Origin of the sequence: Pimelobacter sp. 30-1, from assembly GCF_018831735.1 — a bacterium.
In the GTDB taxonomy this organism is placed as follows: Bacteria; Actinomycetota; Actinomycetes; order Propionibacteriales; family Nocardioidaceae; genus Nocardioides.
The window spans coordinates 117,114-130,729 of record NZ_NHTS01000003.1; the positions used below are offsets into that span (position 1 = coordinate 117,114).

Below are 13,616 nucleotides of genomic sequence, written 5' to 3' on the forward strand. Positions count from 1 at the left end.
AAAAGCAGAGGAGCCCCTGCCGCCGAAGCGGCAGGGGCTCCCCCCGAAGCAGGTCAGATCACTTGGTGATCTTCGTGACCCGGCCGGCGCCGACGGTGCGGCCACCCTCACGGATCGCGAACTTCAGACCCTCGTCCATGGCGATCGGCTGGATCAGCTCGACCGTCATGTCCGTGTTGTCGCCCGGCATGACCATCTCGGTGCCCTCGGGAAGGGTCACGACGCCGGTCACGTCGGTGGTCCGGAAGTAGAACTGCGGACGGTAGTTGTTGAAGAACGGCGTGTGACGGCCGCCCTCCTCCTTCGAGAGGATGTAGACGCTCGCCTCGAAGTTGGTGTGCGGGGTGGTGGTCCCCGGCTTCACCACGACCATGCCGCGCTCGACGTCCTCGCGCTTGGTGCCGCGCAGGAGCAGACCGACGTTCTCACCGGCCTGGCCCTCGTCGAGCAGCTTGCGGAACATCTCGACACCGGTGACGGTGGTCTTCTGCGAGGTGTCGCGGATGCCGATGATCTCGACCTCCTCGTTCACCTTGACGATGCCGCGCTCGATACGACCGGTGATGACGGTGCCACGACCGGTGATCGTGAAGACGTCCTCGACGGGCATGAGGAACGGCTTGTCGACCTCACGCTCGGGCTGCGGGATGTACTCGTCCACGGCCGACATGAGCTCGAGGACCGACTTGCCCCACTTCTCGTCGCCGTTCAGCGCCGGGAAGGCAGCAACGCGCACGACCGGAACGTCGTCGCCCGGGTACTCGTACTCGGAGAGGAGCTCGCGCACCTCCATCTCGACGAGCTCGATGAGCTCGTCGTCGTCGACCATGTCGCACTTGTTGAGCGCGACGACCAGGGCGGGGACGCCGACCTGGCGGGCGAGCAGCACGTGCTCACGGGTCTGCGGCATCGGACCGTCGGTCGCGGCGACCACGAGGATCGCGCCGTCCATCTGGGCGGCACCGGTGATCATGTTCTTGATGTAGTCCGCGTGACCGGGGCAGTCGACGTGCGCGTAGTGGCGCGCCTCGGTCTGGTACTCGATGTGCGCGATCGAGATCGTGATGCCGCGCTGGCGCTCCTCGGGAGCCTTGTCGATCTGGTCGAACGGCGAGGCCTCGTTGAGCTCGGGGTACGCGTCGTGCAGGACCTTCGAGATCGCCGCGGTCAGCGTGGTCTTGCCGTGGTCGATGTGACCGATCGTGCCGATGTTGACGTGCGGCTTGGTCCGCTCGAACTTCGCCTTAGCCACTGGGGCTCCTCCTGGATGTGTTGTTACTTGACTCGTACAAAGGGGTGGTGCGCCGAGGGTCTGCGACGATTACTCGCCGCGCGCCTTCTTGATGATCTCGTCGGCGATGTTCGTGGGAACCTCGGCGTACGAGTCGAACTCCATCGAGTACGACGCCTGGCCGGAGGTCTTGGACCTCAGGTCGCCAACGTACCCGAACATCTCGGACAGCGGCACGAGGGACGACACGACGATGTCGCCGTGACGCTCCTCCTGCGCGCGGATCTGGCCGCGACGGCTGTTGATGTCACCGATGACCGTACCGAGGAAGCTCTCGGGGGTGGTGACCTCGACGGCGAACATCGGCTCGAGGAGGCACGGCCGCGCCTTGCGGGCAGCCTCCTTGAACGACTGGATGCCGGCGATCTTGAACGCGAGCTCGGACGAGTCGACGTCGTGGTACGCGCCGTCCTCGAGGGTGAACTTCACGTCCACCATCGGGTAGCCCGCCAGGACACCGAACTCCATGGCCTCCTGGCCACCCTGGTCGACCGAGGGGATGTACTCCTTCGGCACGCGACCACCGGACACGTTGTTGACGAACTCGTAGCCCGCACCCAGACCGGTCTCGGGGTCGATGTTCGGCGCGATCGAGATGACGACCTTCGCGAACTGACCCGAGCCACCGGTCTGCTTCTTGTGGGTGTAGCTGTGGTTCTCGACGGTGCCGCGGATGGTCTCGCGGTAGGCGACCTGCGGCTTGCCGACGGTGGCCTCGACCTTGAACTCGCGCTTCATCCGGTCGACGAGGATCTCCAGGTGGAGCTCGCCCATGCCGGCGATGATGGTCTGGCCGGTCTCCTCGTCGGTCTTGACGACGAAGGTCGGGTCCTCCTCGGAGAGCCGCTGGATGGCGGTGCCGAGCTTCTCCTGGTCGCTCTTGGTCTTCGGCTCGATGGCGACCTCGATCACCGGGGCCGGGAACGTCATCGACTCGAGGACGACCTGGTTGCTCGGGTCGCTCAGCGTGTGGCCGGTCTTGGTGTCCTTGAGACCCATGACCGCGACGATCTGACCAGCACCGACCGACGCGATCTCCTCGCGCTTGTTGGCGTGCATCTGGTAGACCTTGCCGATCCGCTCCTTGCGGCCGTTGACCGAGTTGACCACGGTCGAGCCGGCCTCGAGCTTGCCCGAGTAGACCCGGACGTAGATCAACTTGCCCAGGTGCGGGTCGGAGGCGATCTTGTAGGCCAGGCCCGAGAACGGCTCGTCGTCGGAGGGCTTGCGGCTGATCGCCTTCTCCTCGTCGCGCGGGTCGTGACCGACGATGGCGTCGATGTCGAGCGGCGAGGGGAGGTAGTCGATGACCGCGTCGAGCAGGGGCTGGACGCCCTTGTTCTTGAACGCGGTGCCGCACAGGACCGGGTTGAGCTTGTCGGCGAGGGTCGCGCGACGGATGGCGGCCTTGAGGGTCGGCACGTCGAACGTGTCGCCGTCCTCGAGGTAGACCTCCATGATGTCGTCGTCGGCCTCGGCGAGGGTCTCGACGAGCTTCTCGCGGTACTCGGCGGCCTTGTCGGCCAGGTCCGCGGGGATCTCCTCGACGACGTAGTCCTCACCCATGGTGGTCTCGCCGCGCCACACCTTGGCGTTCATCTCGACCAGGTCGACGACGCCGATGAAGTCGGACTCGGCACCGATCGGGAGCTGCATGACCAGCGGGGTGGAGTTGAGGCGCTCGACGATCATGTCGACGCAGCGGAAGAAGTCCGCGCCGGTGCGGTCGAGCTTGTTGACGAAGCACATCCGGGGCACGGAGTACTTGTTGGCCTGGCGCCACACCGTCATCGTCTGGGGCTCGACGCCCGCGACACCGTCGAACACCGCGACGGCGCCGTCGAGGACGCGCAGCGAGCGCTCGACCTCGGCCGTGAAGTCCACGTGGCCGGGGGTGTCGATGATGTTGATCTGGTGCTTCTTCCACCAACAGGTCGTCGCGGCCGACGTGATGGTGATGCCGCGCTCCTGCTCCTGCTCCATCCAGTCCATCGTGGCGCCGCCGTCGTGGACCTCACCGATCTTGTAGGTGATGCCGGTGTAGAACAGGATGCGCTCGGTGGTGGTGGTCTTGCCGGCGTCGATGTGCGCCATGATGCCGATGTTGCGGACGACGTTCAGGTCCGTCGTGATGTCGACTGCCACGTGAGTCAGCGTTCCTTAGGTTCGGGTTGGAACCGGTGTGCCGGAGCGAGCGCCGCGTGTGCGGGCCCGCTCCGACGAAGTCACCAGCGGTAGTGAGCGAAGGCCTTGTTGGACTCGGCCATCTTGTGCGTGTCCTCGCGCTTCTTCACCGCGGCACCGAGGCCGTTGGCGGCGTCGAGGATCTCGTTCTGCAGGCGCTCGGCCATCGTCTTCTCACGACGGTCGGATGCGTAGCCCACGAGCCAGCGCAGCGCGAGCGTGGTGCCACGCGTGCCCTTGACCTCGATCGGGACCTGGTAGGTCGCGCCACCGACGCGGCGGGACTTGACCTCGATCGCGGGACGGACGTTGTCCAGCGCGCGCTTGAGGGTGATGACCGGGTCGGTGCCGGTCTTCTCGCGGGTGCCTTCGAGCGCGCCGTAGACGATGCGCTGCGCGACCTGCTTCTTGCCGTCCTGCAGCACCTTCGACACGAGCTGGCTCACCAGCTGCGACCCGTAGACCGGGTCGACGTCGATCGGCCGCTTCGGCGCGGGGCCCTTGCGCGGCATGTCAGCTCTTCTCCTTCTTGGCGCCGTAGCGGCTGCGAGCCTGCTTACGGTTCTTCACGGCCTGGGTGTCCAGAGCGCCGCGGATGACCTTGTAGCGAACACCGGGGAGGTCCTTCACACGACCGCCGCGGACGAGCACGATCGAGTGCTCCTGGAGGTTGTGACCCTCACCCGGGATGTAGGCGGTGACCTCGACGCCGCTGGACAGGCGCACACGGGCGACCTTGCGCAGGGCGGAGTTCGGCTTCTTGGGGGTGGTGGTGTAGACGCGGGTGCACACACCGCGACGCTGGGGCGAACCCTTCAGGGCAGGCGTCTTGGTCTTCGACACCTTGTCCTGGCGGCCCTTGCGGACCAACTGATTGATGGTGGGCACCTGGTGGTTCCCTTTCGGTTTTTTCTCACGGCTCGGCGACTTGCCGGGCTCGGGATCCTGCTTGCTGCGATAGTGCCGGTGCGATCCCTGGAGGGGCGGCCGGGAACCGGTGCGCCTCGCAGGGCATGCTCGACGTGCCGGGGCACCCCAGACACGGGATTCGAGATTACCGGCCGGTCAAAGGCGGGTCAAAATGCCGACCGCACGCTCCCGGCCGCCGGGTGCTCAGGTCAGCAGCCGGGTGATCGGCTCGATCGCGAAGTAGACGACGAACAGCCCCGCCACGACCCACAGCAGCGGGTGCAGCTCGCGGGCCTTGCCGCGCACGATCTTGAGGAAGACGTAGGCCACGAAGCCGGCGCCGATGCCCACCGAGATCGAGTACGTGTAGGGCATCAGCACGATGGTCAGGAACGCCGGGATCGCGATCTCGACGTCATTCCAGGCGATGCCGGTGATCTGCTGCATCATCAGGAAGCCGACCAGCACCAGCGCCGGGACGGCGGCCTCCGACGGGATCATCGCCACGAACGGCGAGAGGAAGATCGTCACCAGGAACAGCAGGCCGGTGACCACCGAGGCGAGGCCGGTCCGGGCCCCCTCCCCCACACCCGAGGCCGACTCGATGTAGGAGGTGTTGGACGAGACACCGCCCGCACCGCCCGCGATCGCGGCGACGGAGTCGATGACGAGGATCCGCTCGGTGTGCGGCGGGGTGCCGTCCTCCTGGAGCAGGCCGGCCTCGGAGCCGATGGCGGTCATCGTGCCCATGGTGTCGAAGAAGTCGGCGAGCATCAGCGAGAAGACCAGGAGCAGGACGGTGACGACGCCGACCTTGTCCCACGAGCCGAGCAGGTTGAACTGACCCAGCGTGCCGAAGTCGGGTGCCTGGAACAGGTCGTCGGGCCAGGCCGGGACGGTCAGCGACCAGCCGCCGGCCTGCTCGGCACGGCTGCCGAGGTCGGCGAACGACTCGAGGATCACCGAGCCGACGGTCATCACGATGATCGAGATCAGGATGGCGCCGCGCACCTGGCGCACCCACAGCGCGAGCATGAGCAGCAGGCCGACGATGAACACCAGCACGGGCCAGCCATCGAGGTGCCCGTCGGCGCCGAGCTGGACCGGGACGGTCGTCTTGGCGGCGTCGGGCATCCGGCCCACGACACCCGCGTCGACGAAGCCGATGAGCGCGATGAAGAGGCCGATGCCGACCGAGATCGCGACCTTGAGCTGGGCGGGGACGGCGCGGAAGACCGCCGTACGGAAGCCGGTGAGGACGAGCACGAGGATGAGCACACCCTCGATCACCACCAGGCCCATCGCGTCGGACCAGGTCATCTGCCCGGCCACCGCGAGGGCGAGGAAGGCGTTGAGCCCGAGCCCCGTGGCCAGCGCCAGCGGGTAGTTGGCGACGACGCCCATCAGGATCGTGACCACGCCCGCGACCAGCGCGGTGCCGGCGGCGATCGCGGGGAGGTTCGGGGCGCTGCCGCCACCGAGGTACTTGCCGTCGATGTCGGTCGCGTAGCCGAGGATCAGCGGGTTGAGCACCACGATGTAGGCCATCGTGAAGAACGTGACAACACCGCCACGGACCTCGCGCCCGATCGTCGAGCCGCGCTCGTTGATCTTGAAGTAGCGACTGATCGGGTGGGTGCTGACGCTGTTGAATTCGGCCGAGCTCACGACGGAAGCATGGCAGCACGCGGCTCCGTGGTCCGCAGGGTGGTCGCGCTGCGGGACCGGAGCACCAGCACCGCGAGCCCGACGCCGACCAGGACGAGCAGCCCGCCGAGGATCAGGGTCCAACGGGCGCCGTACTGCTCGCCGACCCAGCCGATGAACGGGGCGCCCAGCGGCGTGCCGCCCATGACGATGGTCATGTAGATCGCCATCACCCGGCCGCGCAGCGCCGGCGCCGACTCGATCTGGAGCAGCGCGTTGCACGAGTTGAGCACCGTGATCACCGAGAAGCCGAGCAGCGGGCATACCAGCACGAAGGTCAGGTACGACGGCACGAGCCCCGCCACGACCTCCAGCACACCGAAGACGACCGCCGCCCCCACCAGGAGCCGCAGCCGGACCTGGGAGCGCCCGGCGGCGACCAGCGCACCGGTCAGCGAGCCGATCGCGAGGAACGAGCCGAGGATCCCGTACTCCTCGGCGCCCTTGCCGAACTCCTCGGTCGCCATCAGCGCGGAGGTGATCTGGAAGTTCATGCCGAACGTGCCGACGAAGAAGACGAGCACCAGGATCATCAGCATCTTGGGCTGGCCGCGCAGGTAGGCGACACCCTCGCGCAGCATCCCCGGGGTGCGCGCGGCGGCCTTCGGGGAGTGCAGCTCGGCCGGGTCCATCCGGCGCAGCTGGTAGATCACGGCCAGGTAGGACACAGCGTTGGCCAGGATCACCCAGCCGGTGGCCCGCATCCCGCCCCCGCCGACGCCGATGAGCAGGCCGGCCAGGCCGGGGCCGATCAGCCGGGCGGAGTTGAACGCCGCGGAGTTGAGGCTGACCGCGTTGGCGACGTCGTCGGTGCCGACCATCTCGGACACGAACGCCTGCCGGGCGGGCGCGTCGAAGGCGGCGCCGATGCCGAAGACGAACGCGATCACGTAGACGTGCCAGGTCTGCGCCGAGCCGGTCGCGGCGATCACGCCGAGCAGGAGCGCGGAGAGCGCCATCACGGCCTGGGTGACCTGGAGCAGGCGGCGCTTGGAGAAGCGGTCCGCGACCACGCCGGCGTACGGCGAGAGGAGGAGGACCGGGAGGAACTGCAGGCCGGTGGTGATGCCGAGCGCGGCACCGCCGTTGCCGGGGATGGTGAGGACCAGCCAGTCCTGGGCGACGCGCTGCATCCAGGTGCCGACGTTGGAGATCAGGCTGCCGGCGAAGTAGAGGCGGTAGTTCGGGTGGGCCAGGGAGCGGAATCGGGGGCTCGTGGGGACTCCTTCGGGGTCGGTCGGCTAGTCGGCTTCGGCGAGCCGTTGCAGGATCGGGGCCGCGCGGCGCAGGACGTCGCGCTCCTCGGGGGTCAGGTCGGCCAGGCGCTTGGAGAGCCAGCGGTCGCGGCGGGTGACGTCGGCCGCGACGACCGCGCGTCCCTCGTCGGTGATCCGTACGACGACCTGGCGGCCGTCGCTCGGGTGCGCGTGCCGCTCGACCAGCTCGGCGTCGGCCAGCGTGGTGACCGTCCGGGTCATGCTCGGCGGCTGCACCTGCTCGCGGCCCGCGAGCGCACCGACCGTGAGGTCGCCGTGCCGGTTGAGCGCGTAGAGCACCGCCATCGACGAGACGCTGAGGTCGTTGTCGGGGTGCCGCTCGCGGAACAGCCGGCGGCGCAGGCGCATCACCGCGAAGCGGAGCTCGGTGGCGAGCCCCGCATTGCTGCGCACGTGCTTCTCGAGGGTCGGCATATCGTTAGCATAAGTCATTACCTGAGGTAACTATTCCCGGTGGACCTCGCCGGGCCCGGCCGGCCGTCGTACGATCGCGGTGTGGAGCTCCGCGACGACCAGCCGACCCAGCACGAGTTCGGCAAGCGCACCTACCTGATCGCGCCCGTCGAGCCCCTCGACGTCGACGGCGTGCGGACGGTCCAGGTCGGCACCGCGCTGTTCTTCCTCGCCTTCGTCGGCCTGCTGCCGTTCTACGGCCGGCTCCAGGACGACGGCCACACCTGGCTGCTCTGGATGTGCCTGACCGGCGTCGGCCTCGGCGTGCTCGGCATCGAGTACTGCAAGCGCCGCCGCCAGGTCCGCGCCGAGCGCGCCACCGACGATGCCTGACTCGCTCCCCCCGACCCGCTGGGCCCTCGGCGGAGCGCGGAACACCGGCTACGGCGAGCGCTTCGCCGACCTCATCGCCCAGGGCGAGGACGTCGTCGGCGAGGGCCGGCTCGCGGACGCGCTCGTCGGCCGGGGCGCCCGGATCCTCGACGCCGGCTCCGGCATGGGCCGCATCGGCGGCTACCTCGACGCCTGCGGTCACAGGGTCACCGCGGCCGAGCCCGACGCCACGCTCGTGGCGCAGTCGCGGCGTACCTATCCGGGGCTGACGGTCGTCCCCCTCGAGATCCTCGCGCTCACCCCCGAGGCGCTCACCGACGCGGGCGTCCCGACCGAGTACGACCTCGTGGTCTGCGTCGGCAACGTGCTGGCGTTCCTCGCCGAGGGCACCGAGGTGGCCGTGCTCGAGCGCCTCGGCTCACTGACCGCCCCTGGCGGCCGGATCCTCGCCGGCTTCCACCTCCAGGGCGGCCCGGCGACGGCCCGCTCCTACCCGCCCGACGAGTTCGCCGCGGACGTCACCGCGGCGGGGCTGCGGGTCGACCACCGGTTCGGCGGGTACGACCTGCGCCCGGTCGACGACCAGTACGCCGTCTGGGTGCTCGCGCGGGGCTGAGGCCGCGTGCGCCGCGCGTCGGTCGCGGTGGGACGAAGCCGGCCCGGAGCCCGAGGGAGCGAGGCACGAGCGACCGAAGCGGAGGGAGGCGCCGTTCCACGCGCCGACCCGCTGGTCGCCGGACGGCCGCGACCCGATCCGGTCTCGACCGCCCGTCGACTCAGAAGGTCTCGAGGTCGTCCAGGGACACGGTGTCGATGACCGGCGGGGCCGGCGGCTGCGGCTGCTGGCGCTTGGTCAGCCGGACCTCGGAGTGGCCGCCGCACCCGTGCTGGTGGGCCACGACCCGGCCGTCGTCGTTGGCGTCGCCGTTGGCGCAGACGCCGAACAGCTCGGAGAGCGGTCCGGACAGGCGGACCAGGAAGCCGCAGGAGTGGCAGTGGTGCGGCGCGGCCTTGGCGATGGGCGCGTCGGGGCCCGGCTCGCCGTCGTACCAGCGCTCGGCGGCGGCGTCGCGGCCCTCGGGCGAGAGCACCCGGACCCGGCCCAGGCCGAGGTCCTTGGCGACCGTGCGGATCTGGGCCTTGTCGTCGGTGTCGAGCGGGTCGTCCCCGAAGGAGTACGTCGGCACGAGCCGCGCGTCGTCGTCGGCGACGGGCAGCAGGTCGCCGGGCGACATGTCGCCGGGCTGGAGCCGGTCGCGGTAGGGCACCCAGGCGGGGGCCACGATCGCCTCCGGGCCGGGCAGCAGCACGACCTCGACGACGGTGACCTTCTTCTGGCGCGAGGCGCGGGTCAGCGTGACCGCCCACTGCCAGCCGAGGTAGCCCTTGCGGCTGCAGTCGAACAGGTGGGTGACCACGCGCAGGCCGTCGGTCTGGTGACCGAGGTGCTCGCCCACGTCGGAGGCGTCGACCTCGTCGAGCAGCGCCGTGCGCGCCGTGTCGATGGCGTCGGCGATGACGGCGTCGGTCAGCTTGCGCTCGAGGGTGGACACGGGCACAGCATCCCCCATCGGGGCGACGGTCGTCACGTCGGGGCGGCGCGCGGCACCTGTCGGGCCCACCAGGCAAGATAGGACGGGTGAGCAGCAACGGACCCGACCCGCGCCATCCGGGGGCGCCATCCGGTCCACTGCCGGGCACCGATCCGACCACCGAGCCGACGTCCGAGACCGGATCGGTCCGCGCCGCCAAGGCGACCGCGCGCGGGGTCAAGGGCGTGGCCCGGGTGACCGGGCGCGCGAGCAAGGCGACCGTACGTACGGCGCGCAAGGCCGCCGGCGCCCAGGGAGCCGACCGGTCGGGCCTCAACCGGCTGATCGAGCTGCACGCCGCCAACGCCGCGGGCGACTCGGCCTTCGCGATCGCGCTGGCCGGCACTGTCTTCTTCGCGGGCGCGACGAGCGGCGAGCGCGGCCCGGTGCTGCTGTTCCTCGGCCTCACGATGGTCCCGTTCGCGGTCGTCGCGCCCCTGATCGGCCCCTTCCTCGACCGGTTCAGCCACGGTCGCCGCTGGGCGATCGGCGCGACCTTCGCGCTGCGCGCGTTCCTGTGCTGGGTGCTGGCCGGGACCCTCGCCAGCGGCTCGCCCTGGTTCTACGTCGCCGCGCTCGGCGTCCTCGTCTCCTCCAAGGCCTACGGCGTGGCCAAGGCCGCCGCCGTGCCCCGTCTCGTGCCGCCCGAGATCACCCTGGTCAAGGCCAACGGCCGGGTGGCGCTCGCCGGCGTGGTCGGCGCCTGCGTGTCCGGACCGCTCGCGGGCCTGGCGTTCTGGATCGGCCCGGAGTGGGCCTGCCGCTACGCGTTCGTCGTCTTCACCCTCGGTACGGTCGCCGCGATCCTGCTGCCCACCCGGATCGACGCGACCCAGGGCGAGGAGTCCGTCGACGCCCCGCGGGCCGACGGCAAGCGCCGCAGCAGCGGACTCCCCCCGAAGGTCGCCTTCGCGCTGCGCGCCAACTGCGGACCTCGGCTGCTGTCCGGCTTCCTGACCATGTTCATGACCTTCGTGCTGGCCACCGAGCCGCTCGACGGCTGGGAGACCAAGACCAAGTCGACCATCCTGGTCGGCCTGGTGATCGGTGCCGCCGGTCTCGGCAACACCCTCGGGATCGTCGTCGCCTCGCTCGCCCGCAAGATCAACCCGGCCGTGATGGTGGTCGTCGCGCTGATCGCCGACATCGCGGCGTTGGTGTTCGCGACGGTGCTCTACAGCCTGCTGCCGCTGCTCGTGCTCGGACTGACCGTGGGCCTCATGCAGTACCTCGCCAAGGTCTCCCTCGACTCCACCATCCAGTCCGGCGTACCGGTGCGCGCCCACGCCAGCGCGTTCGCCAAGGGCGACACCACGCTCCAGCTGGCGTGGGTGATCGGCGGCTTCCTCGGCGTGATCCTGTCCTACCCCGCGATCAACGGCGTCGGGCTCGGCTTCGCGGCCGTCCTGCTGACGGCATGGGCCGTCTTCGTGCTGCGCACCTCGCCGACGCGACGCAAGAAGGAGCCGGCGCCGCCGGTCACGACCGGCGGCTGATCCGGCTCCCGCCGCGCGCCGCGCAGGCTCAGCCCTCGAGCTCGTCGGCGAGCGCGCGCAGCAGCATCGCCACCGGCTGCGCCGTACGGCGGTCGGGGTGGCGACCGTGGCGGTAGGCCTCCCCCACGCCGTCGAGCAGGCGGATCAGGTCCTCGACGATCGGGACCATCTCCTCCGGCTTCTTGCGGCGCGCCTCCTTCTGGTTGCGCGAGACCGACGCGGGGGCGTCGACGAGGCGGACCTGGAGGGCCTGGTCGCCCCGGCGTCCCTGGGCGATGCCGAACTCGACCCGGGTCCCCGCCTTGAGGGTGGTCACGCCCTCGGGGAGCGCGTCAGCGCGCACGTAGACGTCAGCCCCGTCGGGCTGGGAGAGGAAGCCGAAGCCCTTCTCCGCGTCGTACCACTTGACCTTGCCAGTAGGCACGGCTCTCGGCCCACCTCTCGTGTCGTCATCGGGAACGGCACATCGTAGGACATGCCGCATCGCCACCTATTCTCACGATCGTGGCAACCGAATTGATGCCGCCGGTGCTGCCGGCCCCGTCCCTGCCGATCCGGACCGAGCGCCTGGTGCTCCGGCTGGTCCGTCCCGACGACCGCGCCGCCATCGGCGCCTACTGCGCCGACCCCGAGGTGACCCGCTACCTGCCCTTCCCCGCCCTCGACGAGGACGGGCTCAGCACCCGCATGGAGCGCCTCGTCGCCGGCACCGCTCCCTCGGCGACCGGCGAGATCCTCGCCCTGGCCGTCGAGCACGAGGGCGTCCTCGTCGGCGACCTGATGCTCCGGCTCACCACCGCGCACTCCCCCGAGTCCTCGCCCTCGATCGCCGAGCTGGGCTGGGTGTTCGCGCCGGCGTACGCCGGGCGGGGGTTCGCCACCGAGTCCGCCGCAGCCCTCGTCGACCTCGCCTTCACCCACTACCCGCTGCACCGCCTGATGGCCCAGCTGGACCCGCGCAACCTGGCTTCGGCGCGGCTGTGCGAGCGGCTCGGGATGACGTTCGAGGCGCACACCCGCGAGGACTACGCCGAGCGCGCCGGCGGGTGGAGCGACACGGCCGTCTACGGCCTGCTCCGGCGAGAGTGGGAGGCGGGGCGCTAGGGCGCGCGCCCTAGGCACTAGGCCTAGGCCCGCTCGACCTTCATGCTGCGGTCGCCGAAGCGCACCACGTCGCCGGCCAGCAGCGTGCTCGGCCGGCCCGGGGTCAGCGAGCGCGACATGCCCTGGCGCACGACGTAGGAGCCGTTGGTCGAGCCGCGATCCATCACCACCAGCGCGCCGTCGGGCGCCACCTGGAACTGGGCGTGGGTCTTGGACAGCGACATGTCGCTGGACCGCAGCGGCACCACGTGCCGCACCGGCTCACCCGGACGCGCCTCGGGACGCCGGCCGACCAGCGCCAGGCCCTCGACCTCGAACGCCTCGCCGGTGTCGAACTCCACCCGCCAGCGCAGCACCGGCGCCGGGGCCTGGGCCGCGGCGGCGGCCGGGGTCTGCGCGGCGGGGTCGCCGGCTCGGGGGCGGACGCGGGTCTGCTCGGCGATCGGGGCTCCGGGGGCTCCGGGCGGGGGTGCGCGGTGGGCTCCGGGGGGCGTGGGCAGGGCGGGCGCCGGGGGCGGGGTCGGGGTCGGGTTCGGGGCCGCCGCTGGAGTCGGCGCCGGAGCCGGGACCGGGGCTGCGGCTGGGGCCGGGGCTGGGACCGGCACGGAGGTCGGCGTGGGCGTCGGTGTCGGCGTCGGGGTCGGGGTGTCCAGGACCGGCGCCGGCAGCAGCCGCATCGCGGTGAGGTTGACGACCTGCTGCGGCCGGGCGGCGACCTCGTCGACGTCGACCGGGACCGGACGCGGGCGGGCGTCGACCACGACCGCGTCGCCGATCCGGTCGTGGAGCGCGCGGCGGCGTCCGTCCGGGTCCATGGCGGCGGTCCAGGCGAGGGTCGCCCAGCCGAGGCCGACCGTCGGCAGTCCGGCCACCCCGAGCACGATCGCCCGCCCGAGCGCCGCCGGCACCCCGATCGGACGCCCGGTGCTCTGCCGGACCACCCGGAGGCCGGCGAGCGCCTTGCCGGGCGTGCGCCCCGTCGTACCGAGGGCGAGGGCGAGGACCAGCCCCACCAGCACCAGCACCCCGGCGAACGCCAGCGCCGCGACGAGCACCCGTTCGCTCAGCAGCCAGGCCCCCGCGGCGGCCGCGGCCGCCAGTCCCCACCCGAGCACGCGGTCGACGAGGAAGGCGGTGAACCGCCGATCCATCTCGGCCGGCGGGTCCAGGACGACGCGGCCCGTGCCGGGTCCGCCGCCGAGGCCGGAGCCGGCGGCGACGGGCGGTGGGGCGAGGGACGACATGCGGGGCGCTCCGAGCGGCGAGGGTG

At 70.9% G+C, this 13,616-nt stretch carries 14 protein-coding genes; 4 read left to right on the top strand and 10 right to left on the bottom strand.

Annotated features, from left to right (window positions below; genetic code table 11):
• Positions 1 to 58: 58 nt before the first annotated feature.
• The 7 genes from tuf to CCO04_RS05850 form a co-directional block, all read right to left on the bottom strand.
• Positions 59 to 1,252: an elongation factor Tu gene (tuf, locus tag CCO04_RS05820; RefSeq protein ID WP_038677270.1), complete on the bottom strand. Its 1,194-nt coding sequence runs from the start codon at positions 1,250 to 1,252 to the stop codon at positions 59 to 61.
• Positions 1,253 to 1,321: 69 nt separating this feature from the next.
• Positions 1,322 to 3,436, bottom strand: a complete 2,115-nt coding sequence (fusA, locus tag CCO04_RS05825; protein ID WP_215813184.1) for an elongation factor G — start codon at positions 3,434 to 3,436, stop codon at positions 1,322 to 1,324.
• An 80-nt stretch (positions 3,437 to 3,516) separates the two neighbouring features.
• A complete protein-coding gene (rpsG, locus tag CCO04_RS05830; RefSeq protein WP_215813185.1) occupies positions 3,517 to 3,987 on the bottom strand; it encodes a 30S ribosomal protein S7 in 471 nt (156 codons plus the stop codon).
• A gap of 1 nt (position 3,988) precedes the next feature.
• A complete protein-coding gene (gene rpsL, locus CCO04_RS05835; protein WP_038677267.1) occupies positions 3,989 to 4,363 on the bottom strand; it encodes a 30S ribosomal protein S12 in 375 nt (124 codons plus the stop codon).
• Between the two features lie 225 nt (positions 4,364 to 4,588).
• Complete coding sequence (locus CCO04_RS05840) at positions 4,589 to 6,052, bottom strand: NCS2 family permease (protein ID WP_215813186.1); 1,464 nt, start codon at positions 6,050 to 6,052, stop codon at positions 4,589 to 4,591.
• Positions 6,049 to 7,287 (bottom strand): MFS transporter, encoded by a 1,239-nt coding sequence (locus tag CCO04_RS05845; protein WP_215813869.1) that lies wholly within the window; start codon positions 7,285 to 7,287, stop codon positions 6,049 to 6,051. The genes CCO04_RS05840 and CCO04_RS05845 overlap by 4 nt, the downstream gene beginning before the upstream one ends.
• 45 nt (positions 7,288 to 7,332) lie before the next feature.
• Positions 7,333 to 7,782, bottom strand: coding sequence for a MarR family winged helix-turn-helix transcriptional regulator (locus CCO04_RS05850; protein WP_252372827.1), 450 nt, complete (start codon positions 7,780 to 7,782; stop codon positions 7,333 to 7,335).
• An 81-nt stretch (positions 7,783 to 7,863) separates the two neighbouring features.
• Here CCO04_RS05850 and CCO04_RS05855 point away from each other — a divergent pair, with 81 nt between their 5' ends.
• Positions 7,864 to 8,154, top strand: coding sequence for a DUF2530 domain-containing protein (locus CCO04_RS05855; RefSeq protein ID WP_215813188.1), 291 nt, complete (start codon positions 7,864 to 7,866; stop codon positions 8,152 to 8,154).
• Positions 8,147 to 8,770 carry a bifunctional 2-polyprenyl-6-hydroxyphenol methylase/3-demethylubiquinol 3-O-methyltransferase UbiG gene (locus CCO04_RS05860; RefSeq protein WP_215813189.1) on the top strand — a complete coding sequence of 208 codons (624 nt, stop codon included), beginning with the start codon at positions 8,147 to 8,149 and terminating at the stop codon, positions 8,768 to 8,770. The genes CCO04_RS05855 and CCO04_RS05860 overlap by 8 nt, the downstream gene beginning before the upstream one ends.
• A gap of 160 nt (positions 8,771 to 8,930) precedes the next feature.
• Here the strand turns inward: CCO04_RS05860 and CCO04_RS05865 are convergent, their stop codons facing one another.
• Positions 8,931 to 9,707 carry a DUF3027 domain-containing protein gene (locus CCO04_RS05865; protein ID WP_308281139.1) on the bottom strand — a complete coding sequence of 259 codons (777 nt, stop codon included), beginning with the start codon at positions 9,705 to 9,707 and terminating at the stop codon, positions 8,931 to 8,933.
• An 86-nt stretch (positions 9,708 to 9,793) separates the two neighbouring features.
• On the opposite strand from CCO04_RS05865, the gene CCO04_RS05870 reads away from it, so the two are divergent.
• Positions 9,794 to 11,242 carry an MFS transporter gene (locus CCO04_RS05870; protein ID WP_308281140.1) on the top strand — a complete coding sequence of 483 codons (1,449 nt, stop codon included), beginning with the start codon at positions 9,794 to 9,796 and terminating at the stop codon, positions 11,240 to 11,242.
• Between the two features lie 28 nt (positions 11,243 to 11,270).
• Here CCO04_RS05870 and CCO04_RS05875 read toward each other — a convergent pair whose 3' ends face one another.
• Positions 11,271 to 11,666 (bottom strand): cold-shock protein, encoded by a 396-nt coding sequence (locus CCO04_RS05875; protein ID WP_038677262.1) that lies wholly within the window; start codon positions 11,664 to 11,666, stop codon positions 11,271 to 11,273.
• A gap of 80 nt (positions 11,667 to 11,746) precedes the next feature.
• Between CCO04_RS05875 and CCO04_RS05880 the strand changes: the two genes are divergently transcribed.
• On the top strand, positions 11,747 to 12,346 hold the full coding sequence (locus CCO04_RS05880; RefSeq protein WP_215813191.1) for a GNAT family N-acetyltransferase: 600 nt from the start codon (positions 11,747 to 11,749) through the stop codon (positions 12,344 to 12,346).
• Between the two features lie 23 nt (positions 12,347 to 12,369).
• On the opposite strand, the gene CCO04_RS05885 is transcribed toward CCO04_RS05880, so the two are convergent.
• Complete coding sequence (locus CCO04_RS05885) at positions 12,370 to 13,590, bottom strand: RDD family protein (protein ID WP_215813192.1); 1,221 nt, start codon at positions 13,588 to 13,590, stop codon at positions 12,370 to 12,372.
• Positions 13,591 to 13,616: the final 26 nt, after the last annotated feature.

Excerpts from the sequence above, each read along its gene's own strand:
- rpsG (WP_215813185.1), bottom strand. The coding sequence starts at position 3,987 with ATGCCGCGCAAGGGCCCCGCGCCGAAGCGGCCGATCGACGTCGACCCG.
- CCO04_RS05850 (WP_252372827.1), bottom strand. The coding sequence starts at position 7,782 with ATGCCGACCCTCGAGAAGCACGTGCGCAGCAATGCGGGGCTCGCCACC.
- CCO04_RS05860 (WP_215813189.1), top strand. The coding sequence starts at position 8,147 with ATGCCTGACTCGCTCCCCCCGACCCGCTGGGCCCTCGGCGGAGCGCGG.
- CCO04_RS05885 (WP_215813192.1), bottom strand. The coding sequence starts at position 13,590 with ATGTCGTCCCTCGCCCCACCGCCCGTCGCCGCCGGCTCCGGCCTCGGC.